Source organism: Cohnella endophytica (assembly GCF_003628305.1).
GTDB lineage: Bacteria > Bacillota > Bacilli > Paenibacillales > Paenibacillaceae > Cohnella > Cohnella endophytica.
Map to the genome: position 1 here is coordinate 267,709 of NZ_RBZM01000009.1, position 25,102 is coordinate 292,810.

General features: G+C 51.3%; 17 protein-coding genes. All 17 read right to left on the reverse strand.

Going from position 1 to position 25,102, the window contains the following annotated elements:
• Positions 1 to 46 precede the first annotated feature (46 nt).
• Positions 47 to 1,336 (reverse strand): response regulator transcription factor, encoded by a 1,290-nt coding sequence (locus D7Z26_RS21380; protein ID WP_158602393.1) that lies wholly within the window; start codon positions 1,334 to 1,336, stop codon positions 47 to 49.
• Positions 1,324 to 3,045: a sensor histidine kinase gene (locus D7Z26_RS21385; RefSeq protein ID WP_120979051.1), complete on the reverse strand. Its 1,722-nt coding sequence runs from the start codon at positions 3,043 to 3,045 to the stop codon at positions 1,324 to 1,326. Before D7Z26_RS21385 ends, D7Z26_RS21380 begins: the two co-directional genes overlap by 13 nt.
• A gap of 86 nt (positions 3,046 to 3,131) precedes the next feature.
• Positions 3,132 to 4,457, reverse strand: a complete 1,326-nt coding sequence (locus tag D7Z26_RS21390) for an ABC transporter substrate-binding protein (protein WP_120979052.1) — start codon at positions 4,455 to 4,457, stop codon at positions 3,132 to 3,134.
• Positions 4,458 to 4,609: 152 nt separating this feature from the next.
• Complete coding sequence (locus tag D7Z26_RS21395; protein ID WP_120979053.1) at positions 4,610 to 6,184, reverse strand: response regulator transcription factor; 1,575 nt, start codon at positions 6,182 to 6,184, stop codon at positions 4,610 to 4,612.
• The gene (locus D7Z26_RS21400; protein ID WP_120979054.1) at positions 6,181 to 8,001 is read right to left on the reverse strand and encodes a sensor histidine kinase; all 1,821 of its coding nucleotides are present in this window, start codon (positions 7,999 to 8,001) and stop codon (positions 6,181 to 6,183) included. The genes D7Z26_RS21395 and D7Z26_RS21400 overlap by 4 nt, the downstream gene beginning before the upstream one ends.
• A gap of 42 nt (positions 8,002 to 8,043) precedes the next feature.
• The gene (locus D7Z26_RS21405) at positions 8,044 to 9,066 is read right to left on the reverse strand and encodes a LacI family DNA-binding transcriptional regulator (RefSeq protein ID WP_120979134.1); all 1,023 of its coding nucleotides are present in this window, start codon (positions 9,064 to 9,066) and stop codon (positions 8,044 to 8,046) included.
• 426 nt (positions 9,067 to 9,492) lie between these two features.
• A complete protein-coding gene (locus tag D7Z26_RS21410; protein WP_120979055.1) occupies positions 9,493 to 11,106 on the reverse strand; it encodes a DUF3502 domain-containing protein in 1,614 nt (537 codons plus the stop codon).
• A 56-nt stretch (positions 11,107 to 11,162) separates the two neighbouring features.
• Positions 11,163 to 12,041, reverse strand: a complete 879-nt coding sequence (locus D7Z26_RS21415) for a carbohydrate ABC transporter permease (protein ID WP_120979056.1) — start codon at positions 12,039 to 12,041, stop codon at positions 11,163 to 11,165.
• Between the two features lie 22 nt (positions 12,042 to 12,063).
• The gene (locus D7Z26_RS21420) at positions 12,064 to 13,002 is read right to left on the reverse strand and encodes an ABC transporter permease (RefSeq protein WP_120979057.1); all 939 of its coding nucleotides are present in this window, start codon (positions 13,000 to 13,002) and stop codon (positions 12,064 to 12,066) included.
• A gap of 199 nt (positions 13,003 to 13,201) precedes the next feature.
• Positions 13,202 to 15,571: a helix-turn-helix domain-containing protein gene (locus tag D7Z26_RS21425; protein ID WP_120979058.1), complete on the reverse strand. Its 2,370-nt coding sequence runs from the start codon at positions 15,569 to 15,571 to the stop codon at positions 13,202 to 13,204.
• 177 nt (positions 15,572 to 15,748) lie between these two features.
• Positions 15,749 to 17,686, reverse strand: a complete 1,938-nt coding sequence (locus D7Z26_RS21430; protein WP_158602394.1) for a DUF5010 domain-containing protein — start codon at positions 17,684 to 17,686, stop codon at positions 15,749 to 15,751.
• A gap of 62 nt (positions 17,687 to 17,748) precedes the next feature.
• A complete protein-coding gene (locus D7Z26_RS21435) occupies positions 17,749 to 19,791 on the reverse strand; it encodes a beta-galactosidase (protein WP_120979060.1) in 2,043 nt (680 codons plus the stop codon).
• Positions 19,792 to 19,827: 36 nt separating this feature from the next.
• Entirely contained in the window at positions 19,828 to 20,652 is an 825-nt protein-coding gene (locus tag D7Z26_RS21440) for a carbohydrate ABC transporter permease (protein WP_120979061.1), read from the reverse strand.
• Positions 20,653 to 20,666: 14 nt separating this feature from the next.
• Positions 20,667 to 21,548: a carbohydrate ABC transporter permease gene (locus D7Z26_RS21445; RefSeq protein ID WP_120979062.1), complete on the reverse strand. Its 882-nt coding sequence runs from the start codon at positions 21,546 to 21,548 to the stop codon at positions 20,667 to 20,669.
• 121 nt (positions 21,549 to 21,669) lie between these two features.
• Positions 21,670 to 22,944, reverse strand: a complete 1,275-nt coding sequence (locus tag D7Z26_RS21450; RefSeq protein ID WP_158602395.1) for an ABC transporter substrate-binding protein — start codon at positions 22,942 to 22,944, stop codon at positions 21,670 to 21,672.
• A 38-nt stretch (positions 22,945 to 22,982) separates the two neighbouring features.
• Complete coding sequence (locus D7Z26_RS21455) at positions 22,983 to 24,059, reverse strand: Gfo/Idh/MocA family protein (RefSeq protein ID WP_120979064.1); 1,077 nt, start codon at positions 24,057 to 24,059, stop codon at positions 22,983 to 22,985.
• Positions 24,060 to 24,077: 18 nt separating this feature from the next.
• A complete protein-coding gene (locus D7Z26_RS21460; protein ID WP_120979065.1) occupies positions 24,078 to 25,094 on the reverse strand; it encodes a Gfo/Idh/MocA family protein in 1,017 nt (338 codons plus the stop codon).
• Between the last annotated feature and the right edge of the window lie 8 nt (positions 25,095 to 25,102).

Consider the following 25,102-nt stretch of genomic DNA (forward strand, 5'->3'; position numbering starts at 1 on the left):
GTTACGCTTTCTTTGTATCTATGTACTTTTCGTTGGAAGTTATCCGTTAATCGATCGAAAGGTGCTTACGGTATTCCTGAGGCGTAATGCCGGTCATTTTCTTGAAAAAACGGCTGAAATACGAGGCATTGTCATAGCCGACATGGCGCGCGATCTCGTGAATCTTAAGTTTGGGATCTGCCAGCATTTCTTTGCAGATCCGGATCCGTTCGACCTTTACGTAATCGGAGATGTTTATTCCAACCTGCTGTTTGAATAAATGCGACAAGTAAGAGGAATTTAAATACGCCACATCCGCAAGCCTGATGAGCGATAAGTCTTTGTCCATGTTTTGGCTGATGTATTTAAGTACGATTCCAATTTCTCTGTTGATGCCGCTGGTCGCTTGAGAAGAGCGGGATGCTTCGTGCTTAGTCGTTTCGGGTAAAATGATCGAGCAGTCGAAATCGCAGAACTTTTGCATCGTTTCTTTGAACTGAATATACTTTGCGTGTAAACTTGCCGCGCTCGCGGCCTGCGTGGAATAGATGATGTTGACGTGCTGTCCCGCCAGATGATAAAAACTTTCCTGCATCTTTTCGTACAACACATAATGGGAATTTAAGAATTGGACGGCTTCCCCATAGACTCCGCCATCAATCTTGATCTGCGCCAGCAATGTAACCTCCGACATCCCTGTCTCCACCAGTTCATAAGAGAAATGCGGTTTCAGGAATTCCGCCAGCGATGCCTCGAGCGCCATCATCGCAAAGGCTCGCTGCGAGACGTCCCGCACTTCGATCGCAAGCAACGCCATTTCCATCGGACGCGTGTAATCCAATGCGCTGCCTACTCTTACTACGAATTCATCCAAACCGACTTCGCCGAACAACAGGCCCCGCAGATGGCTGTTTCTAATCGCGCCATCCCACTTTTGAGATTGCAGCTTTAGCTTTTCCGACAGTCTAAACATCTCTTGGTCGCTTTCCGCCTCCGCGATCGCCTTTTCCACGGCATCGAATAAAACCTCGTCTCCCTCGCTTTTCAGCACATAGGCCGTCACCTCGAAGTCGATGGCTTTTTTGGCGTACTCAAAATTGTCATGGGCGGATAACACTAGTTTTTTCGTCTGAGGATGATAGACCGAAACTGTTTTCAATAAATCGAGTCCCGATACATATGGCATGCTGATGTCCGTCAACAAAATGTGAAAGCTTCCCCTTGCCATCAATTCAAGGCATTCATCCACGGAATAAGCTTTGTATACCTCGACCCTGCCGCTGAAATGCTCCGAAATGGCTTGTTCAAGCCAATCGGTTATGGCCGCTTCGTCGTCGACGACAATCATTCGATACATGGATCCGAACCTCCCGTTTCCGCGTCCTGCGAGCGATAAGGAATATGAATCTCTACCTGACATCCTCCACTGACGGCATTGGTTACCGACACGCCATAATCGGTCCCGAATTTGATTTTTAACCGCTTGTTGATGTTATAAATGGCAGAGTCGGATGGCGCATCCGGCAGCAAAAGTTCTTTCTTGAATTTCTCTAACAATTCATCCTCTATCCCTTTGCCATTATCCGAGATGCGGATAATCAGTTCTTGGCCCTCCTGCCTAATCGTTAACGCAACCTGTAGACTTTCGCGTTTGTACCCCATACCGTATTTAAAGATGTTTTCTACGAAGGGCTGCAGAATAAGCCGCGGTACCTCCACCTGCAGAAGGGATGGATCTTCGCAATGCACGTCAATGGATACCCTGGAGCCATAACGTTTTTTCATGATGTTCATATACACTTCCGTGTGCAGCATTTCTTCCCGCAACAGCACGTCGCTGCTCGAATTTTTGGTTAGAAATTTGTAGTACTGACTCAAACCGATCGAAAATTCTTCTGCGTTCTCGTTGTCGCCCTCTTTGATCATGTGATGCAAAACATAAAAGCTGTTATATAAGAAGTGCGGGTTGATTTGCGATTGTAATTGCTGGTAAATGGCGCGCTGCGCGTAGATCTCTTTGATATAGTTTTCAGTAATTAAGTCGCTCAGCTTCGCGGACATCGTGTTGAAGTTTCCGTAAAGATAAGAGATTTCATCGTTGCTCTTGCGTTTAAGCCGCGTCGAGAAGTCTCCTTTCTCGACTTGCTTAAATCCATCTATCAACATCCGAATCGGTTTTTTGATCAGCTTGCCGACCACTATAAAGTAAGAGACGATCGCCGCCACCGTACAAAAAAGCACGAAAAACATGCTCGTATAAAAACGTTGCAAAAAGGAATAGACGCTAGAGGTAGGAACTAGACTATACAGGGTGAAATCCCCAAGAGAAGAGTTCGTTTGAATCAATAAGTGATGGGGGATATCCGTATTCTTGATCGCAAAGTCGGCTTGGATCAACTCCCGCGCAACCTCGCTTGCCGTATCGTACAAATACGTTTCTTCGTTGCCGTGAAAAGCGAAAATCATATCCTCTCTCGCAAAACTCTTCCGGGAATTCACGAGCTTCCATAATTTTTGCATGTCGATTTCCGCCGCTATGTTGACGGCTCCATCTTCCGAGTATCCGCTTTTGGACGTGATGAACATTCTCCCGTCCCACGCCGCGACGCGTTTGTAATCGCGGTAGAAGGACCTGATTTTGTTATTCTCTTCCGCATTGAAATCTTCCAATCCGTTCTTTGCCGAGAAACGCCTGTCGGCAGAAGGGATGTTCGCCCACACATCCGAGAAAAGCCTGCTCGTATCCAGCGTATTTTGGAATCTTTCCCGAAAGCGATTGATTGCGGAGATTCCGCTATAGTCGATCCCATCGGGACCGCCAGCGTTTAGCTCATTCCAGTCGCTCATATTGGATATCTTGAACAATTGTTGCTTTACGTAATCGATATCGCTCTCCACCGTCTTCATCAATTCACTCTGATTTTGGCGGATCGATTCCATTGCATTGACCTTTAAGGAAGTCATGCTTTGAAAGAAAAAAATGAGCATACCGATAACCACCGGTATATTTACCAGCAGCAGAATCACGATCAATTTAGAAAAAAAAGAATTTCGGAGCTTATTCACTCATCGCCATCCCCCCGAATTTCAGCTTCCTTCCTTGCCGTTTATAAAAGCGACCTCCCGTATAGGGAGGTCATTTCCTTGAAATCCTATTTGCTTTTCAGCAGCTCATCGCGTTTCTGATCTATTTTCTTCATGAATTCTTCCGCCGTCATTTTTCCGCGGGAAACAAGGGATTGCAGCGACATCATCTCGCTTGTCAGCTCCGCCGGGTAAACGTTGTCCGGCCAGAAAATCGTGCTCGGCTCGTTCGCCAAATCCTGCATCGTTTTCACTAACGGATCGGATACGTATTCGTTCACGTCGACGTCGTTCACGACGGTAATCCGCGCTTCGCCCGACTTGATTTTGTTGATTTGCTCTTCCTTGCTCATCAGGAACTTGATGAAATCGGCCGTTTCCTTGGCGTGCTCCGAGTAATTCGTCACGACGAACGCCGCGCCTACGCCGCCCGGGCCTCCGTCATGAATCTTAACGTCTTCGCTGAAGTCCGGAATTTTCATGAAGCCCATATTGTCGCCCATCGCTTCGCTGAAGTTCGTAATATCCGAATTCGCCCCGACCGTCATGCCCAGCTGTCCTTGAATAAACAATTGCCGAACGGAATCGTCCGCGATGACCAAATCTTTCGAGAACAGCTCGTGCCAGCCTTTCATTACGTTGACCAGCTTAGGATCGGAGAAGTTCGACGTGCCTTTGACCAGGCTGTCCAGTCCGGGGGTGTCCACCGTCTGGGCAATCCAATAGTCAGGCACATGGAGGAAGCTGTCTTTAAATAAACCGAGCGGGGTAACGTTTTTCGATTTGATTTTTTGCAGCATGGCTACGAACTCTTGGAAGTTTTTCGGACGTTGCGCGATCGGATCTACGCCCGCGTCGGCGAAGATTTTTTTGTTATACGCAAGCAGGAACGTGCCATCCGTTCCGAACGGAACGCCATAGGCTTTGCCGTCCGCCGTGAAGTCTTCCGTCGTTGCGCTCCAACCTACGATTCTGGATCTTTCTTCGCTCGTAAAGTACGGATCCATCGGCTCCAGAAACTGCTTAAAGCGGAGCATGTACGACCCGGACCAGAGTACGGTCATGTCGGGACCGTTCTTGGCGATGCTGGCCGTCTGGAATTTGGCGAACAGCTCGTCTCCCGAAGGAACGTCTTGTACGTCGATCTTGATGTTCGGATGCGCCGCTTCATAGCGAGCAACCGCTTGGGAAATATAGAAGTCTTCTTTTTTCTTGGATTTGTTATTTTCGTCGATCGTTGCGTACCCGGAGTTCCAAAACACGATTTTTATTTTCTTGTCCGCGTCCCCGCCCGTAGAAGCGCTTTCATTCGTGCCCTTCGAGCAGGCGCCGAGCATCAGCGACAGCACTATAATTAACGAAATACTGATTACGGACCCTCTTTTTAATCTCATGGAAAGCTTCCCTCTTTCGTTAGTTGATGTCTTGAATCCAAGTATAGAAGCTTTCCGAAAGCAGATGAATGTCCGCAACCAACCATTTCGCTTATCATTTTATATCCGAAGCGGAACGGATTTATCATTTTATGCAGCCGTATTGACCGTTATTAATCCGTTTCCGTATCGGTATCCGCGTAATGCGACGGAGCGACGCCTTTGATTTTCTTGAACATTCGGGTAAACGAGCTCAGATTCAAGTATCCGAGCTTATCGGAAATTTCGGTCAGCGTCATTCCGCTGCGGATCATCGTTTCGGCTTGCTCCACCTTGGCCGCGAGAACGGCGGTGCTGAAAGAGACCCCCTTCTCCTCCTTATAAATCCTGCTGAGATAGACGGGGCTTACTTTAAGGAGCGAAGCGATGCCGTTTAGACTGATTTCCTCGAATCCATGCTCCTGAATGAACAACTCGGTGGCCTCGACGAATTTCTTTCTTTCCTGACCGTGCTTCTCTTTGGCTGTCGGGTCCTGCAAAGCCTGAATGGCATTAGCTAACAAATGAACGGCTTGCGTTAACGAAACGCAGTCGAGTAGCTCGGACCGCTGAAAATGCGCCTCGAGCGGGCGTCTTCCCGACATTTCGCCGATCTGCTTAAGTTGAAACAGGATGTCCTCCAGTACGTTGCGTACCAGTACCGGTTTGGGATACGGCGGTCCGATGGCTTGCTTCAGATCGGCGAGCACTTCTCCCGCCTGCTCGAACTGATAGCCGGACAGCTTGTTCGTAATGGACTTTTTCCACCGAAACACGGCATCGGAAAGCGAGGATTCCGGCAGCTCGCCCTGGAACAAGCGGTCATTCTCGCGATAATATTTGAGGCTGAGTAACTCGCCGGCTTTACGGTCGTACTCGATCCACTCCCGCCAGTCCGTAAACTTCGCGCTTACTCCGATGGATAGGGAATACCCCAGATATTGCGCAACGGAATCGATCAACGATTTCGGTTCGATCTCCAGACCGTTCCCGCCGTGTAACAGGACATGCCAACGGTTCTCTTGGATGTTCTCCACGAATCCGATCAGCTTGCCCCGGTAAAGCTCGACTGCCATATTATCGATCGAGCGTCCGATTTTAACGACTTCCTGCGAGGTTAAAATCGAATCGTTCGGGGAATTGTCTAAAGAAACGACCCAAGCCTGATATTGTCCTGCTTGCACGAAAGATTTGAACTCGCCCAATTTCTCGGCGAAATCTTCCGTCTCCAAGCCATTATACAAGCCATGCAGCCAATCTCTCAGCAAACCCGCTTTGCGAATGAAACGCGAGCCCGCTTCCGCTGTCTCTTGCTCCGGCTGCTCCAGAAGCCTGGATTTCATCCTGTCCGTTAACTGCTTCAAAATTCGTTGAAGCTCTTCGATTTCCATCGTCGATTTGACGATGAAATCGTGAACGCCCAGACGCAGCGATTTGCGAACCGTTTCGAAATCTTGATTGCAGGTCAAAATAATGAATTCGCCGTGGGGATTAAGAGGTTTCACCTTTTCTATAAAATCGAGCCCGTTCATTTTGGGCAGCAAAATATCCACGAGCGCGATGTCGGGCACGAACGTCTCGTACAGCTCTACGGCTTCGGCCCCATCCCTTGCTTCGCAGACGACTTCCAGCCCCATCTCGGACCAGGGGATCAGCGACTTGATTCCCATTCTGACCAGCATATCATCTTCCACGATCATGACTTTCATTCGGATACCCCTCCATGATGAACGAGATAAGGGAACGTTAGCGCGACGACAGTCCCTTTGCCGATCACGCTGCTAATCTCGATGCCGTAACGCGCGCCGTACTCCAATTGCAGACGGCGGTGCACGTTCTTTAACCCGATGCCCGACGTTTTCTCCTCGTCCTCGACTTCGCTCGGATCACTCAAAAGCATGCCGGCGAGCGAAGCTTCTTCGATGCCGACTCCGTTATCCGTCACTTCCACCCGTACCTGATCCTCTTCCAAGACGCATGACAGCTTTAATCGAGGCGTAATTCCTTCGAGATCGGCGAAGCCATGCAAGATCGCGTTCTCTACGATGGGTTGCAGCGTCAACTTAAGGATCCTCGCGCTGCGGAGCTCCCAGGGCACGTCCCATATCGTTTCGATTTGCATGAAAATACGTTTCTCTTGAAAAGCGATATAGCTTTTTACGTAGTCCATTTCTTCGCCGATCGTGCTCCAGATCGTGAGCGATTTGCTTAGCGTATAGTTAAGCATGCTGCTTAGATTGACCAGCGTTTGGGCGATAATCTTCTCCCCCTTCATTTCCGCCATCCATCGGATCGAATTGATCGAATTATGCAGGAAGTGGGGTTTGATCTGCGATAGCAGCAGATTCAATTCCAAGTTCGATTTTTCGCGCTCGTCCGATTTGATCCGCACGATTTGTTCGTTAATTCGCCCGACCATCTGTTGAATGCCCGAGAATAGGATTTCGATTTCTTCCAGGCCTTTGTATTGGAAGTGCCAGTTGACCGTCTGCCCTTGCCCGGAATCGTTAAACCGAATTTTACGGACCGTCTTGGACAAGTTCAGGATAGGCACCATTGCTTTTCTCGTAAAAATATAAAGGATAAGGGAGATAAGAAGGATGGACGCCACGGTTACGGTTAGCGTATGATTCCACAGCTGTTTCGTCGGGCTGGCCAGCAATTTTTCGGGCGTTAAGGCAATTAAATACCATTTCAGAAACGGAATATTCTGAATGGAGCAGAAGTAGCTCTGCCCGTCCCATTTGATACGGAAGCTTTCATACTCCGTTCCGTTGATCTTGGCCTTGGAAACCGCATTCCTCGATAGCTCCTGCAGTTTAGGTTCATCGTCTTCGCTCGATATGAGCAGGTCGCCGTTTTCCTGGCTGATGAAAGCAAGCGTAGAGCTATTCAGCTGGATTTTGCGCAGCAGCCCCTGAAATAAACTATCGTTCACTTCTATGTTCAAGAGTCCAAGCGCCGAGTTCCCTTGCACGATATTTTTAGTGAAATATAACGCGTTATGTCCATCGGAGAGATCGTGAAAGTTGGCACCCACATTGCGATACATGATGTTATTGTCGTAAGGGATCCGGTCCTCCGGCCAATTGAATCCGCGCACGACTTGTTTTAACCTTTCGACTTCGGTATCGTGCAAGACGTTATTGCTGAATACTTCCTCGCGACCGTTAATGATTTGCACGTATAACGGAATTCTCAACCGATAGGCTGCGGTAAAAGATTTCAAGCGCTCTCTGACCGCCGCTTGGCTGTTACCGGAATCGTTCTTAGCCCGATTTAACAAGCTCTGCAGTTCCTGATCCTGCGACAGGGTGCGGATATAATCCTCGATGTGATTGACATAGAAGTCCAAGCTGATGGAAAGCGACTCCATGTTGCTGGAAACCGATTTATCGTACAACGCCTCGACTTGCTTTACCCCTCCTTTTCCTAACATATAGCCTTGGAAAAGCACCGGAATAATAATAATGCACATGAGGAGCAGGATAAGCGTAATCAAGTTCATTCGACGTTTCATGCGCATCCGATATCAACCACCCTCGGGCAAAAATCTGAATTCATAAAGTTAAAAAACCCTCTTCATCCCAGGGTTCTTGCACGAGCCGCGCTTGATCAGCACCGCATCGAATACGATATGTTGATTGACCGATTGTCCGGTAATGAGATCAAACAAGAGGCTCACGCTGGATAGAGCGATTTCGTTAGCGGGTTGGCTGATCGTATCAAGGGAAGGGTGGTAGTATTCGGCCATCTCTATGCCATCGAAGCCGATAATGGAAATATCGTCGGGGATGGACAATCCTGCGGTGAGAACGGCTTTGGCCGCGCCGATCGCGATGGTGTCCGCTGCCGCGAATAGGGCCGTAACGCCCCTGCCTTTGTTAAGCAATCGCCTCGTTGCGCTAAATCCGGAGCTTGCGCTGTATTCGCAGTCCTCCACCAGCTGAGGATCGTAGGGGATGGAGCTTTCCTCCAAAGCCTTAATATATCCCAGAAACCTGCGGTTACCCGTCGTCTCGTTCAGGAACGGCGATTTGGCCATAAAGGCTATGGCGGTATGTCCGAGGGAAATCAAATATTTAGTCGCCTTGTAGGCCTCCTTCAGATCGTCGATAATGACGCTGGAAAAGATCGACGGGTCGACTTCTTGAGCGGTGATCGTGGTAAGCACGCACGGAATGTTCAGCCGTCTGAATTTTTCCTCGGAATGATCGTAGGTGCCTCCCATAAAAATAATGCCGCAGAGGTTTTTTTCTTGTACCAATTGGATCGCGGCATTGATTTCATTCGTTCCGTCTTCCACGTGGTAGATCATAAAAGGATAACCTCTCAGGTCTACCTGCCGTTCGATTTCCTTAATCATATTGGAGAAAAAAGGATTCGTAATTCCCTTTACCATGAGTGCGATATTTCTGGATTGAGTAGCTTTGAGGTTGCGGGCGTTATTGTTGGGTACGTAATTATACTGTTCGACAACGCTTAGAACTTTATCCCTCGTTGCCTTGCTTACTATTCCCGTGTTGTTGATCACCCTGGACACCGTAGAAATGCCCACTCCTGCAATCCTAGCGACATCTTTAATATTCACGCTCATAGTATTCACCTCTATTGATGATAAGTTGCTATCGAAATATAGTTTGCTTATGACCGACTCATGTTAAGGAAACGTTTCCACAAAAAGCGATTCCGTTGAAATTGTCACTAGTATATCCCCCCTCTTTTCATTCCGTCAAATCCTATTTCAGACTGCCACGAGTAGATTCAGGGGTGAATGGGCACTGAATTGGGTATATTTCTTATTAAAAAGAGCCGACTCCCAATAATAGAAACAACAATAATATTTGCCCTCTCGTTTTTGTTCAACCTTCAATGGAAACGTTACCTATACGATACCGACAATCGTTTCATCCCTCACGGGATATTCTGCATACAAAAAAACACCCATAACCTTAACACCTTTTTGCAAAGTGTTCCGACTATGGGTGCCACAGGACTAACCCTTTAATCCGACATTCTACTTTTTCAAGAATTCGTCAATTTGCCGCTGCTTCTCCGCGATGATCTTGTCTACTCCCGCTTTCTTCAGCTTGGCGAGGAACTCCGCATATCTGGACTCGAGTTGCGCGCTCGTACCCGCTCCGCTCTCCAGCACCTTGCGATATTCGGTAACGACGGCTCCCACCTTGGAGATCTCGGACTTCACAGCGTCCGGGTTGAACTCGAAACCGGCGATGACGGACTTCACGAAGTTGTTCGGATCCGTAATGTAGGCAATCGACGCTTTGTCGGTATCGGTAGCAGTCGCCGGAATTCTGGCGTTTTTCCAAGGCGTTACCATCCACCATTCGTTCTGGAATACCTTCGTCCGATCCAATCCATCCGGATATTTGAACTGGTTGTCGCCGACCGCGACGAAATCCTGGCCTTCGATCCCGTACAAATAGGTATCGCGAATATCTTTATCGGCATAGATCAGGTTCAGGAACATAAGTACTCGCTCCGGATTGTTGGAAGATGGAGAGAGGACGGTAAAATTGCCTGCCTTGAACGAGCTTACCATCTTCGTCCCTTGCTCCAAGAATACCTGCTCGAATCGCGCGCCCGGTTCGATCTTGGAGATTGCCGCCGTGCGGTCGCCCAAGTTGCCTTCCGAAGGATTCCCGATCCCGCCGATCGTCTTGGCATCCGTATTGGCATCGGTCGCCACCGTCGACTTGCTGAACAAGGAGTCCTTGTCGATCAACCCGCCGTTGTACCCTTTGTTCGCGTAAGTAAGCACGCTTTTGTAATAATCGGTTTCGAATTGGTTAATGACTTTGGGTTCATTGTTCAGAAGCATCCCCGGCGAATTAAAATCGTTGCTGGGAACGTATTCCCTTTGCATCCCAAGGAACGCCAGAGCTTGATAGTTACCCGTGAATTCCCCGTTCAACTTGCCAACGCGGGACTTATCCTCCCCCACGACCTTAAACGCAAAGTTCTGCACGTCTTCCTTAGTCTTGAACATATCCGGCGTATAGCCGTATTTCTCGGCGATGTCGGCACGGTAGATGTACGCCATCGGATATTCAAGCGGGCCCGGTACCGGGATCCCGTATATTTTGCCATTGTAGCGGTTCGTATCGACGTAAGCGGCGGTCAAGCCATTGTATAGATCCGGTGCGTTCTTCTCGAATAGATCGGAAATATCAAGAGCTCCGCCCTTCGTAAGCACTTGCGCGTAGTTCTGCCACCAACCGTCATAGTAAAAATCGAACTCTTCTCCCGCGGCTAGCTTCACGAGAATCTGATCCTTGTAGCTGTCCCATGGGATGTACTGGATGTCCAGCGTCGCCTGAATTTTCTCGGTCAGTTTTTCGTTCAATACTTTCATAACCTCGTCGTAATGCTGCGGCTTATCTCCCGGTAAGAGTAATTTCAAGCTGACCTGGTTTAGTTTCTGCGGCGAAGGCTCTTTGGAATTGTCCCCGGATACGGAAGTATCGGCGCTGTTAGCCGCGCTCGGCTCCGGACTGACAGCAGGCGGGGATGAGCTTCCCGCATTGTTGCCTTTACCGTTCGAACAACCTACCGTTACGAGAATGACCGCAAGCAGGAATAGTGCCGACTTGAAGAAAACTTTCTTCATCTTTTCATGACCTCCCAATTTAATATGCTATACCGAAATACGGTGAATAGCTAGATTCAGCCTTTAACGCTTCCGATCGTCAGCCCTTTTACGAAATACTTCTGGATGTACGGATATACAAGGAAAATCGGGCCGATCGAGATTATCGTCGTCGCCATCTGGACCCCATTAGCAGGCACCTGGATGAATTTCGAAGTATCGACCTGACTGGAAATATAGGTCAGGTTGGAGATCATTTTTTTGAGCAGCAGCTGTACGGGCATAAGCTTGTCGGATTCGATGAAGTTTAAGGAAAGCCACCAATCGTTCCAATACGCCAAAGCGTAAAATAAGCCGATCGTAGCGAGTCCCGGGGTCGAGAGCGGAATGACGATGTTCAGAAAAGAGCGGAAATGGCCTGCGCCGTCTATCCTGGCCGATTCGACGATCTCCCGCGGAATCGTCTCGAAGAAGCTTTTGAGCACGAACATATTAAACGGGTTTACGAGATAGGGGACGATGAGCACCCATAACGTATCCTTGAGGTGCAAATACTTGGTGATGAGGATGTACCAAGGAACGAGCCCGCCGCTGAACAACATCGTAATGAGAACGTAGCCCAGAATGAGACTACGGAACTTCATTTCGCGCTGCGACAGCGGATAGGCAAGCAGGCTCGTCACGAGAAGAGCCGATAACGTGCCGATCACCGTAACGGTAACGCTGACCAGGAACGATTGCATGACTGAGTTCAATTGGAACACCGTCTCGTAAGAATAAAGCGTAAACTGTTTAGGGATGAGCGCGAAGCCGGCCTCCTTCAAGTTCTGTTCCGCTTCGAACGAGCTGCCCAGCACGATGAGGAAAGGCACTAAGCATGCGATGCCGATGACGGAGAAGAAAAGATAGTTAATAGAATTGAACAACCGGTAGCTGACGGATTTGTGCTCGACCATATAGCCGCTCCTTCCATGCGAATCAATACAGAACGCCTTTTTTCTCATCGCTGAGCTTTTTGGATATCCAGTTGGCCAGCACGACCATGAGAAATCCCATGAGCGATTGGTAGAGTCCTACCGCGGATGTCATTCCGATATCGCCATAGGTTCTGAGCGAACGGAATACGTAAGTATCGATGACGTCCGTCGTCGGGTACAGCTGGCCGTTATCTCCGACTAGCGCATAGATCATCCCGAAATCCCCGTAGAAAATCCGACCGACCGCAAGAATTAGCAAAATCAAAACGGTAGGCCTAAGCTGAGGAAGAAGAATTCGAATGATCTGCTGAAATCGGCTAGCACCATCTATACGCGCCGCTTCATAATACTCGGGATTGATGCCCGTTATTGCGGCTAGGTAAATAACGAGACCGTATCCGGTCGACTTCCATAAGTAGACGACGACAAGAATCGCGGGCCATAACCCCGGGCTGTTCATGAACTCTACCCTATCGAGGCCGATCGCGCTTAGCAGCTGGTTGATGATTCCTCTCTCCGAGGAGAGGAACGTTCCCAAGAACAGCGAAACGACGATCCAAGAAATGAAGTACGGGAAAAAGATGAACGTCTGGAAAATCCGCGCGCTAACCTTGCTGCGAATCTCGTTCAATAAGACGGCGGTAACGACTGCGGCTAGCGTTCCGAATACAATGAACAGGAAATTCAGGAACAACGTATTAAAAGTGATGCGGTACAAGTCGGGCGAAGTGAAGAAAAATTCAAAGTTGTCGAAACCCGCCCACGGGCTACCGAATATCCCCCCGGCGAAGTTGTAATTCTTGAACGCGAGAATGACTCCGAACATAGGCAAATAACTGAAGATGAAGAAGAATAGGATTCCGGGTAACGCCATCAGATACAGCGTGCCCTGTCCGGGCAACAAAGATTTAGCCGTCCGGGCTCGTGTCTTAGCATTCATACGATAGTGGTGGTCTCCCCTCGTCGATATTGCTTGATCGCTCCTTCATTCTGGCTCACGGCAAGCCGTCAAAACTACTTCGAAATCCGATTATCACTCAGAAATACAACTATAAAGAAGATATTACAGTCCGCCCCGCGATTCTGAGTCCTATTAAACGGCAAAAAAAAGAACGCGGCGTCTACCCGAGTTCTAGTTTTTATTCTTCCGATATTCCCTGCCGTGCCGAGGTTTCCGATTGACCATGAAGCTTACGGTAAGCATTCGGAGTCATGCCGAATGCTTTCTTGAATACGAAGTAAAAATAATTGCTGGAGCTGAATCCGGAGAGCCCGGCAATATCGTTAATGAGCAGCTCGGATCGTTCGATGAGCTCAATGGCTTTCTGGAGCCGCATGCGGTTAATGTATTCATGAACGGAATAAGACAGGTTGTCGTTAAAAAGCTTGTTCAGATAGCTGACCGAATAGCGCAGCCGGTCTGCCACGTCCGTCACCGAGAAGTCTACTCGGGAATAATTTTCTTCGATATACTTAACTCCCTTATCGATCGTTCCCATACTCTTCGCGTTCCTGCCCTTTTCTTCTTTGTCCGCCGTTGCCTGAACGAGAAGCTGCGAGATCCATTCTCCCATCTCCTGCTTCGTCTCTAACTTGAACAGCTCATTGAAGATTTCGTCGTAGCCCATCGTTGAAAGCGGGGTGGACTTAGACGGCATCGCATGAATCAACTTCATGATATTGAGAATGACTTGGGTCAATATCGCGAACAGATCTTGGCTAGGGTTCCGGTCCATCGTAACGAGAAGGGCCTCTACCGCTTCCTTCATTTTCTGTTGTCTGCCTAGTTTAAGTTCGTCGAAGATCGCCTTTTCCCGATCATAAGGATATTCGTTCTTCGTATGGCGAAACAGCTCCTCATGCATGAACAACGAACCCGACCCGCGGAAAATCCGGTAATGCGTCGCCGACAGCGCTCCTTCGTAAGAAAACGCAGCTTCGGCTAGCGATTCTATAGGGGCGCCTAATCCTAGCGTAACGCTCAGCTTCAAGTAATCCTTTATATTGCGTTGCACTTCTTGAGCGATAAGCATTAAAGCTTCTTCATTTAGCGCCGAGCTATCGAGGATAACCGCGATATGATCCGAACCGATATCGACGGAGATCGACCTGCAGTGCTCCGCTAGAGTTTCCTCCGCAATATTGCGCATGGCATAACGAATGAGATAGCAGCCTTCATTGTCGTATCGATCCACGAACATCCTGTATTGATCGATACGGATAATAAGGACACAAAGGCGCTCGGCATCGATCAATTCAATATTATGGTCCTTCACCCAGCTGCGGAAACCGATTCTGCTCTCTTCGTAACCGAGCAACAGGCTTCGGAGGAACTGGTCCCTCAGCAACAATTTAGTCCTTGCCGATACTTGCTCGAGCGACTCATTGTCTTGGATAACCTTAGCGAATACTCTCTTAATCGTTTCGATATCTCCGTCGTTGAAAGGATCGGCCGTCCCTTTGCCCTGCTTTCTGGCGAATTGGGTCAGCGAGCGTATAGGGAAGTATATTTTCCTGGATATCAACACGGAGACGATCAAGCTTACGAAGATTAGAAAAATGCTGCTTAGCATCGTAATATCGCGAATCTGAATCAAACTGCGAAATAGCGTCGAGTACGGGTACACGCTGACGTAGATAAAGCCCGTGCTCTCGAGGTTCGTTTTCTGGAAAGCGATGACGTACTTCTCGTTGTCGATCGACTTGATGAAGGTGCCGCTTGGCTTATGAGCGTTCTGGATATCGGAATAATATCGGAACCTCGACATCATATCCTTTAAACCGTCCGATTTAGGATCGGTTACGAATTGTCCGTCTTCTTGGACAATGAACATCCGATTGATCGGGTCGCTGGCCATCTCCGTCATCAGATTCTGGAGCTGACCATCGTCGATATTGATGATCATGGCGCCTTGCATACGATTCGTGCTTGAAGAGGGCTCCGTCACGATCAACGATAACGTCGGAGTCCCTCTTGGTTTGGTCGGTATCGAGTGGCGCAGCAAGTAAGGAATCTTAGGAGAGCGGTATTTGAAATTTTGCAAGACGCCGGTCATCTCGGTGTCCGGAAAGTCTTCGATCTTCTTATTGGGATAGGCCGTCGAAACCACGACGTCAAGCTGCATGTTGTAGAGATAGATGGAATGAACGATGGGATTGGTCTGGAGAAAACGGTTCAGGCGGGTGACCAGCTTATGTTGATCGTACACGTCGAGCACATCGTCAGAGAATAAAGCGGAGTAGATGCTATCGTCGTAATAGAGGTCGAACACGCCTTTAATCGTGGAAGTATAGACGTAATTGGACACATTCTGGGTCTGGGAGAGCAGCTTATGGGAGAGCCGATCTATCTCCTGCTTCATCATCTGGTCGGATTTTAAATAATAGAACCCGAATACGATAAAGATGTTAAGAATATTGAGAATGATGAAGGACAACAGAAGCTTTACGTAAGTATTCTTCCGGTAAGAAAAGGAAGCCGAACGCAACCAAGCTAAAGGTACCTTCATCCGCGTTCTGCCTCCCCATATCGATGCAATCCATTCTATAGCTATTATAATCCGGAATTACCAGCTTTCAATGCCTAGTAATCTGCGCCTGAGTTGGCAGGATGCATTAGAAGGAAATGCAATCAACGAGGCTGTCTCAAGTAAACATTAGTAGACAGCCTCGCCTCCCTCGTAGGGTTAGTTATTGATCCAATAGTTCAGGTTATAGCCACCCGTATCTGTGTACAGGCGAATCGTGTGATTCCCCGCGGACAGCGTATAAACTCCTCCGTCTACGGTCTGCCAGGACTGCCAGCCGCCCGTGTTCGGAAGATTGATCCACGCTTGGGCGACTCCGTCGATCTCGAACCGGATTCTTTCGCCCGCGTTCGGAGTTGCGATCCTCAGTCTTAGGTGAGTGCTGCCTTGGATCGGAACCTCCTTCCACTCCAGCCATTCGCTCGGTTCGATCCAACCGACGTTCCAGCCTCCGCCTGAATCGGTAGTTACTTGAATATCCAGGTTCCCGTCCCGATAGACGCCGCCGGTGTTGCCAGTCGTCGTATCGTTGTAAGCGTCGGCAGCTTCGGCTTCCATCCGAACGTTGAATAAGGTCGGATGCGATGTGTATCTTCTCAGAATGTTAAGCCGCTGGCTAAGATAATCGTAATGTGTAACGGTATAGCCGCCTTCCTTCACCCGCCACATCGAACAATTCTCTTCCCAGTCCGAGTAGCCCTCCGCTAGCGTGACAAATGCGCCGCTTCCGACGGTATTGTTTAACGAGGTAATGAAGTTCTGGCCATGATTCGGATCGGTGTACTGGTTCTCGTTCGGTTTCTCGAAGCTTGGAGCGACGACGCCGAAGTTGCGTCCTCCGAAGTTAGTAAGCGACCAAGTCGGGCTGTTTCCGTTGAACCAGCTATGCACGCCGTCGATTGCCGACGTCACCGTCGGGTCTTTGGACAACCAGGATTGATCTACGATAATGAACGGATTTACCCCGAACTCGGCTTGTGCACGGGAGCGGACATACTCCAGCAGTTTCCTTGCGTTGCCGTTACCTTGATTCGTAAACCAAGCATCGGCGAGCGACCACAAGTAGATGACGGGACGATCGTCGAGCTTAAATCTCATGCTGTCGGGAACGGTCTGGAAGTATACCCGATAGTTGCGATCCCATACATACGCATAGCCGCCCTCGCCAGTACCGTTCGCATCCCCGATATCGAACTTGGGCCGATTGTTGTTGTCGCCATATTTGTTCACGTTTTTCTTCTGCCACCAGGTCGCCGGATTGTCGTCCAGAATGCTAATCTTCAGATTGGAGCCCCGGCGCGTAATGGCCGCGACAAGATCCGCGAGCTTGCGCGTATCCCCGGCCGCGTTGGCCGCCGTTCGCTCGGCATTAAGCGGATCGGGCAAGTAGCCCCGTACGGTCGGGGCTATGAAGTCGACTCCGGCAGTCGTTAGTTCTTCGACATAATTGTCCCAGAATAGTGCTTCATTGGAGGTTGCTTTGAATAACGGCTGGTTATACACGATGTTGGTCGGATTCTCGGAATACGGACCGCCCGTAAGCGTCGCCTTGGAAAACCCGAACGTGACCCCCACGTAACCTCCGCGTGTCCCATTGACGGGATTGACGAGCATATCGAACTTCTCCCATACTCCGATGGTGCTGGCTCTTGCCTTCAACGCTGCGGCTCCGGCATTGTCCGCCGATACGTACAGGTTGTTGACGCTTGCCTTCAATACTGCACGACCGTCAGTCGCCGTCTCGATCGTGAACTTCTCCCAGGGGCCGATCGCCGTAGCCCGGGCGATGAGCGGGTCGACGCCCGCGGATTCCGCGGTAACGTACTTATTATTAATGACCGCCTTTAATGCGATCGTTCCGCCCCCCGCATCCACGACCACGAACTTCTCTTGGTCCGTTATGGAGTTCTTGTTCGCGATTAGCGAGTTCGCGCCTCCGTTGTCAGCCGAAACAAACTTCCCGTTGACGTACGATTTGAGCGCAATCGTATCGCCGGGCGCCACCGCATGCGCGACGTTCGACTGCCCTCCGTAAAATACGTTCATGCCGAATACCAAGCTTGCTACCAACAATCCTTGTAACCATTTGCTCTTCATCTCCGCCGTCTCCTCCTCCATTCGAATTGGATAACTCGTATTGCGAATGACGCCGTTAACCATCACCCCCTTAAGTCATGAATAATTCCGTCCTTGGGCGGCACGATTAAAGTCTCCCAGTCGCCATCTTCGGATTGAAAACGAATCGTTCCCGGTTGCTCGCCGTGATTAACTGCCGCTAAGTAACGTCCATGCTCCGCCGCAAACAGCCGATAGACAAGACGATCGCTTATCCGTTCGACGCGAAAGCCCGGATAGGCGCGGTCGGAGAAGTTCGCCGCTATGAAGGTTCTCGCGCCCGGGTCCTCGAATCTCGATACGGCGACGGACGGCAACGTGCCTACCCATACGACCTCGCCTTCGCCATGCCTCGTCCGGCAGACTGCGGGAGATCCGTCGGCATAATGTCCCGTCACTTCGATCCGTTCTGCAGTCCCCATCATCTCTTGTCGATAACGGGCTCCCGTCGCTGCACGGATCGTCTCATGGGCATCCGTCCACTCCCAATCGACCCGATCCTCAATAGAAACTTCCAGCGCTTCCAATCCGAACAGTTCATGCACGAGAGAGCGCCCGCGAATGGTGCCTTGCTCGTCGTACATGCCCGCGCATGCCTCCAACACTAACGTTCCTCCGCTTGCCGCAAACCGGGCGAGCTCCTCCGTCTCCTCCAAGCTTAACGAGAAAGAAGCCGAAACATACAAGGTGTTAAGACCCTCGCTAGCCGCCGTTGCCAAATGATCGCCATGAATGAATCGTACGGGAATGCCTGCTGCGTATGCCGACCTGTATACGCCATAGAGACCTTGCGCATACAGCTTCTCGCCCCTTCCCGCAGCGAAAGCGAATAAGTCCGCGTTCCGCGAAACGTATATTCCGTTAGCCGGAACTAACCGCGCCGCCCCATGGAAACCTTTCTCGGCCAGAAGCTTCTTCGCGATTTCCCCGGCGGCCAGCGTTCTCTCCGACGGTCCGCCGTCCAGCGCGGTCAGCCCGAAACCCGGCGACTCGAGACCGGACGGCTCGGGACGCCACTGCCAATAGAGGACGCCCTTGGCGCCGCCCGCGATCGCGTTCCAATTCCACAGCCTAATCTCTTCGGGCAAGGCGACCGGATTGCCCTCGATTCCCCACAGGCCGCCTCCGGACTGAAGTTCGGTCTGCCAGAACGGCTTGCCCTCCGAGGCTGCCGCGACAAGCTCCACGTTCATCAGATGCTGAACGTAATCGTTGCCCATAAGCCATTTCGGGAAACTCGTTAACCCGAAGTGTTCAACGCGGTCCGCCAAGAGGAATTCGTCCGACAGCGTCTGTCCGAGGCCGCCTTCGCCGCATTGGCCCAAGTACCCGCTAAAGGGAACGTGCGTCATCGCGATTTTACCCGGCGCGGCCTCCTTCACGGCTCTTACCCGCGAAGAGAGCCAATCGGCATGATTCTCTACCCAGAACCGGCGCCAGTCGATCATGTCCGGATAAGTCCCGAAACGAATCGGGGCCTTCATGTCTTCCCACTCCGCATAAGCTCGGTGCCAGGAGACGTTCACCGTCTCGATCGTGCCATACTTGCGCTTCATCCACTCCGCGAACTTCCCGCGGGAATAGTCGCAATAACAGAACAATTGATCGGGATAATCGAAAGCCGGATCGATATGCGGTTCGTTCCAAACATCGAAGCCGATCACGGCTTCCTCGTCCGCGTATCTTCCCGCTACCGTCGCTAGAAATCCGTTAGCAAGAGTTTCGACATCCGGTTTATCTCTACATAGTCCCGGCCAACCGCCCGAAGGAATATTGGCCGCCCCGCTGAAACCAAGACGCTGTCCATCATGGCTACAGTAACGAGCATCCGGGTGAAGGCGTTCCAGCCAATAAGGCGCTCCTTCCGGAATGAGATTCAACACGACCTTCAAGCCGATCGAACGGCATTTGTAAACGAGTTGATCGAGATCCCCGAAATAAAACTCTCCCGGCTTGCGCTCGATCCATGACCACACCGCCCAAAGCTTAACGATGTTAAATCCGGTATCGGCGATAAGCCTAAGGTCCTTATCCCAATCGGAAGAACCGGGAAACGGAGGACGATAATATTGCGTGCCGAAAAACATGGGATAACCTCCTAGTTGTCAGTGCAGAAAACCGGATTAGCCTTTAACCGCGCCCCCGGTCGTCCCTTCCGCCAAATACTTCTGGATGAAAAAGCCGACCACGATGATCGGGACCATCGTAATCGTGGCAGCCGCGCTGCTCTTGCCCCAATCGACGGAGACGGATCCCACGAACCTTGAGATGCCGACCGGCAGCGTATACGTGTCCATGTTCGTTAACTGCATCGCGAAGACGAGCTCGTTCCATGAATATTGCATCGAGAGAATAACCGCCGCGGTAACTCCGGGCAGGATGATCGGCAAGATGATCTTGCGAAAAGCTTGCATCTTCGTGCATCCGTCGATGAGCGCGGACTGCTCGAGATCTTTGGGAACGTCCTTCAGGAAGCTGATCGCCAGCCAAACGATAAAAGGAAGATTAACCGCCGTATGGGCGAGAATCGGACCGACATACGTTCCTAACATTCCAACGGAATGCAGCAATACGAACATCGGCAGCAGCATCGTAACGGCCGGAACGAGCTTGCCTAGCATGAAGAAGTTCGTAAATGCTCTCGACCTTCTCATCTCGAAGGAGGTAAGTCCGTAAGCGCACAGCGTTCCTAAAGCGACGGCGAGGAAGGAAGACGTAACGGCCACCAAGCCGCTGTTCATGAAATATCTGCCGAAATCCCCGTTCGAGAACGCCTTCGAGTAATTGTTGAAGGTCGGGTGAAACATCCACTTGACCGGCACGGTGAAGATGTCCTTCTGTCCTTTGAACGAAGTCATGACGACCATCCAGATGGGAATGACCGTCCATAAGCCGAACAAAGCGAGAACGACGGCTTTGAGTAAATTCCGGGAGCTCTTGCCCAGCATGGTAGTGTTCCTCCTTAGTCCCGGGTCATGAACGCCGACCGCTTCACAAGCGGCGCGAACAGCAGGATCAGGACGAGCATCGTAATGAGCGAGATCGCCATCGCGTAGCCCATCTCGTATTGCTCAAAACCTTTTTTGAACGCGAAGATGCTAAGCGACATCGTCGAATTCGCGGGCCCTCCGTTCGTCAGCGCATAGATGATGTCGAACACCCGGAATGCGTCCGTTCCCCGGATAAGCGTTACGAGCACAATTACCTTGCCGATCATCGGAAGCGTGATTCTGAACAACGTTCGCAAGAAACCGGCGCCATCGATGCGGCTCGCCTCGTATACCTCGTGCGGGATCGTCGATAAGCCTGAGGTCACGACCAGCAAGATGAAGGGCGTCGTCTGCCACACGTCGGCGACGATAATGCTGAACAGCGCGGAAGCCGGCTTAGCCAGTCCGCCGAATTCATTCGCCAAGCCGAGTTGCCCCAGCCATTGGTAGACGAGTCCGAAGGTAGGGTCGTACAGGTAACGCCAGATAAGGCCGATGATGATCGGCGATATCAAGAGCGGCATGGAGTAGATGGCGCGCAGCAGCTTGGACAAGCGTTTGGGCACGTCGGCCAGAAGAACCGCAATGCCGATACCGAGCCCTAGCTCCAAAGCGAGCGCGACGAAAGTGAACAAGAGAGTCGTCACCAACGAATGGAGAGCGACGTCGTCTTGGAAAAAAGCGATATAGTAATGCAGTCCGACGAAATCGCCGGATGCTTCTCGGCCGATTTGAAAGTCGAAGAGGCTCATGACGATCGCGTAGCCCAGCGGCACGATCATGGCGAGCACGACGACCGCTACGGCAGGCAGAACAAGGAATCCAGCCAGATATGATCGGTTCGATCGGGTCATCGGGAGATCACCTCCCCTTTCTCGATGTCGGTATGGAAACAACGGCACAAGCGGCGAGGAGATGACTCATCCGCCGCTTATGCCGGTTAGCGATTCGGGTTATGCGATCGGTATTCGGGAGCTATTTAAATACCGAAGCGAGCTCTTGTTGCGCCTTCTCCAGGGCGGCTTTCGGCTCCGCATTGCCGACGGCTATCGCGGATAACGCAGTCTGCAAAGCCTCCATAAGCTTCGGCGCGTCCGCGGTCAGCGGCTGCGTATCGGCTTGCTTCAGCGATTCCCCGACCGCCGGGAAGAACGGGAATTGCTTCACGAGGTCCGCATCGGTGAAGAGGGATTGACGAGCGGCGATCTGGCCGTCCTTCAAGCTCATTTGTTTCTCGGTCGACTTGCTGGTGAGCCATGCCGCCAACCGGTAAGCTTCCTCCGGATGCTTGCTGTCCGCCGTAACGCACCAGTTCCATACCGACAACGTCCCGAAAGCTTGCTTGCCGTAAGGAATCGGCGCATAACCGATTTTGCCGGCCACGGAGGAATTCGCCTTGTCTTCCAATTGTCCGGCAAGACCGGATATCGTGAATCCGATCGGCGCCTGTCCGGCTTGAACCGCTTTGTTCACCTCGTCGAAATGCCAGTTCGCGCTGCCGTTCATCGATTCCGCCGACAAGTCCTTCCAGAATGCCGCCGCTTCCACGTTCGCGGGGTTAGTCAGGTCCAGCTTGCCATCGGCGTTGAAGTAATTCCCGTTATTCGATCGAACCAACGAAGAGAAAATATCGACCGCGGCTTGCCCCTGCTTGGCGGGAAGCGCGATTCCGGTCCCTTTGTCGTGAAAATGCTTGGCGACCGCCAGCGTCTCCGACCAAGTCTTCGGAGCCGTTAACCCTTCCTCGGCCAACATGTCGTTGTTGTACACCATGATCGGGAGCTGAATGAAGGTCGGAAGTCCGTACAGTTTGCCGTCGTTCTTCAGAATGTTGATCAAGTTGGGATTGTAGTCGTTAAAATCGAAATCAGCCGGATTCAAGGCGTCGTTGCTCACGTAGTCGTCGATCGGATGCAGATAACCCGCTTTGATATATTCCGGAATCCAGATTTCCTGCGCCCAGACGAGATCGTACTCTCCGGTTTTCGTCGACATGTTCAACATTTGCTTCTGCTGAAGCTGCCCGTAGTCCACGTCGTCCATTTTGACCGTAATTCCCGTCTCCCTCTCGAATTGCTTCAGTAGCTCCTTCTGATCGTCTGCATGAGGACCTGCCCAACGGGAAATGGTTAACGTCGTTTTCTTCCCGCCCGAGGACGACTTGCCGTTATCGTTATTGGAACTACATGCTGAGATTACGCCTACTATTAGGGCTAAAGCCAAGGCCAACCGAAGATTGCGGATTCTCATCTTGTATATCCTCCCCTTATTTGGCTTGCTCTTCGTGCTTATCCAACCTCGATCCATCTTCTCTCTCTCGCGGAGACGTATCCGGCCTCCGTCACTTGCGCGACGTGCAGACCGTCCCGGAAATTCGCGCGGAACGGCCGATCATGCCTAAGGCAAGCAATGATGTCGGTCACTTCCCGCTTGTAGTGCTGGGCATGCGTCGGCCAGCTCTGGTAATCGTGGGGTTCCGCCGCTTTCGGCTTGATATGGGGCTCGAACCAGCTTCCGTTCGCCTGACCCCCCAGGAATTCGGAATACACTTGCAACTTAGGATGTTTGCTCGTCAGTTCCAGCGAGATCGTACCTTCGGTGCCGTACAACTCGAGCGTGTTGCGCATTCCGACGTCGATATGCATGCTCCACAGCGTATTGAGCGTTCCTAATGCGCCGCTTGCGAATTGCAATGCCGTTACCGCGTTGTCCTCCACTTGCAGCATCGGCTTGTCGTTGTTCGCGGTCATGCTGGACACCGCCGCGATATCGCCGGCGTACCAGCGCAGCAGGTCGATGGCATGCGCTCCTTCGTCGATGAAAGCCCCTCCTCCGCCGCGAACCGGGTCGACCATCCAGTCGACCATATAGTCCGGGCAGCCGATCTCTGCGATTCCGGCTAGCCCGATGACCGCCCTAAGCCCGATCATCCGGCCGATTAATCCGCTCTCGATCACCTCCTTCGCGCGCTCGGCCTCGGGAATGAAACGGCTGCAGAAGCCGAGCGTATTCCGGAGACCCGCCCGTTCGACCGACTCGGTCATCAGCAACGCATCCGCGGCGCTTGTCGCCATCGGCTTCTCGCAGAAAAGATTTTTGCCCGCGGCTACCGTCTCGAGCACCATTTCCTTATGCGCGTCGTTCGCGGAATGAATGAAGACGAAATCGATGTCTTTGCGTTCGAGCAGCTTTCTGTAATCCTCGTAACATTCTCCGCCGTAACGGGAGGCAGCTTGATGCGCCAAAACCGGTTTATCGTCGGACACCGCCACGATCTGAACGTCCGTCATCTCGCTAAGCGCCTTCGAACGAAAATCCGCGTGCACGTGTTCGTAGCCGATCATGCCTATTTTTAACTTCGTCATAGGTTGTTCCTCCTTCGTCTAAATCGTAAGTTGAACGGGTAATCCGGACTCCACCGAACGGTAAGCCGCATCGACCCATTGCATGATCTCGTAGCCGTGCGCTCCGGTGGACCGACAGCTTACCGCGTCATTCAAAAGGCAATCCCGGAAGTGGGTCATCATGTTCAGATGGCCGTCCTTCACGAAATGATCGTCGACCGAATGCAACTGGGATGCCGTCGCTCCTCCTTCCACGGAGCTTCCGATCACCGAGCGTATCGGATGGCTGTAGAGCAAGTCGACTAACGCATGCCCTTTCGTACCGAATACCTCGAACCGAGAATCGTAACCGCCCGCCAACGACCAGCTATCCTCCGTCTGTCCGATCGAGCCGTCTTCGTATCGGATGACGATGACCGACGTATCCTCCGCTTTCTGCGGGTGGACGAACGTTCCGGCTTCCGCGTGGATCTTGACCGCTCGCTTGCCGCCGGCCATCCATTGCAGGAAAGACAATCCGTGCACGGCCATGTCGATGATGGAGCCGCCACCCGCCCGCTCGGGGTCCGAGAACCAGGAAGCATGAAGCGATCCGATGCCTTCGCAAGCTTTGAAGCGGAACAACGATCCGTAGAGGCCCGAGTCGATCAGTCCCTTGAGCTTATCCAGCGCGGGGATAAACGGGACGTTCTCCGCGTAATACAGCTTGCAACCGCGTTTGTCCGCTTCATTGACCATTCGGTACGCATCCTCTACCGTCGTCGCCAGCGGTTTGATGCAGATGACGTCTTTGCCTTCGGCGAAAGCCGAAATCGCGATGTCCGCGTGAAGGTGGTTCGGCGTGCAAATATCGACGACCCCGACGTTAGGATTCCGAATCAATTCCATGTAACTCTGGTGAACCGCTGGAATGCCATATTGTTCGGCCACCGCGTAGGCGTTCGCTATATTACCGGACGCAACCGCTTTCAGTTCAAAACCGTCTATCGATGCGAACGCGGGCAAATGCGTCATTTTCGACCAGAAACCCGTTCCTACCACTCCTACTCCTATCATGCGTGCAT

What these genes read in the sequence shown, in the direction of transcription:
- D7Z26_RS21380 (WP_158602393.1), bottom strand. Translation starts at nt 1,336, where the DNA reads ATGTATCGAATGATTGTCGTCGACGACGAAGCGGCCATAACCGATTGG.
- D7Z26_RS21390 (WP_120979052.1), bottom strand. Translation starts at nt 4,457, where the DNA reads ATGAGATTAAAAAGAGGGTCCGTAATCAGTATTTCGTTAATTATAGTG.
- D7Z26_RS21395 (WP_120979053.1), bottom strand. Translation starts at nt 6,184, where the DNA reads ATGAAAGTCATGATCGTGGAAGATGATATGCTGGTCAGAATGGGAATC.
- D7Z26_RS21400 (WP_120979054.1), bottom strand. Translation starts at nt 8,001, where the DNA reads ATGCGCATGAAACGTCGAATGAACTTGATTACGCTTATCCTGCTCCTC.
- D7Z26_RS21410 (WP_120979055.1), bottom strand. Translation starts at nt 11,106, where the DNA reads ATGAAGAAAGTTTTCTTCAAGTCGGCACTATTCCTGCTTGCGGTCATT.
- D7Z26_RS21415 (WP_120979056.1), bottom strand. Translation starts at nt 12,041, where the DNA reads ATGGTCGAGCACAAATCCGTCAGCTACCGGTTGTTCAATTCTATTAAC.
- D7Z26_RS21420 (WP_120979057.1), bottom strand. Translation starts at nt 13,002, where the DNA reads ATGAATGCTAAGACACGAGCCCGGACGGCTAAATCTTTGTTGCCCGGA.
- D7Z26_RS21425 (WP_120979058.1), bottom strand. Translation starts at nt 15,571, where the DNA reads ATGAAGGTACCTTTAGCTTGGTTGCGTTCGGCTTCCTTTTCTTACCGG.
- D7Z26_RS21430 (WP_158602394.1), bottom strand. Translation starts at nt 17,686, where the DNA reads ATGAAGAGCAAATGGTTACAAGGATTGTTGGTAGCAAGCTTGGTATTC.
- D7Z26_RS21435 (WP_120979060.1), bottom strand. Translation starts at nt 19,791, where the DNA reads ATGTTTTTCGGCACGCAATATTATCGTCCTCCGTTTCCCGGTTCTTCC.
- D7Z26_RS21440 (WP_120979061.1), bottom strand. Translation starts at nt 20,652, where the DNA reads ATGCTGGGCAAGAGCTCCCGGAATTTACTCAAAGCCGTCGTTCTCGCT.
- D7Z26_RS21445 (WP_120979062.1), bottom strand. Translation starts at nt 21,548, where the DNA reads ATGACCCGATCGAACCGATCATATCTGGCTGGATTCCTTGTTCTGCCT.
- D7Z26_RS21450 (WP_158602395.1), bottom strand. Translation starts at nt 22,944, where the DNA reads ATGAGAATCCGCAATCTTCGGTTGGCCTTGGCTTTAGCCCTAATAGTA.
- D7Z26_RS21455 (WP_120979064.1), bottom strand. Translation starts at nt 24,059, where the DNA reads ATGACGAAGTTAAAAATAGGCATGATCGGCTACGAACACGTGCACGCG.
- D7Z26_RS21460 (WP_120979065.1), bottom strand. Translation starts at nt 25,094, where the DNA reads ATGATAGGAGTAGGAGTGGTAGGAACGGGTTTCTGGTCGAAAATGACG.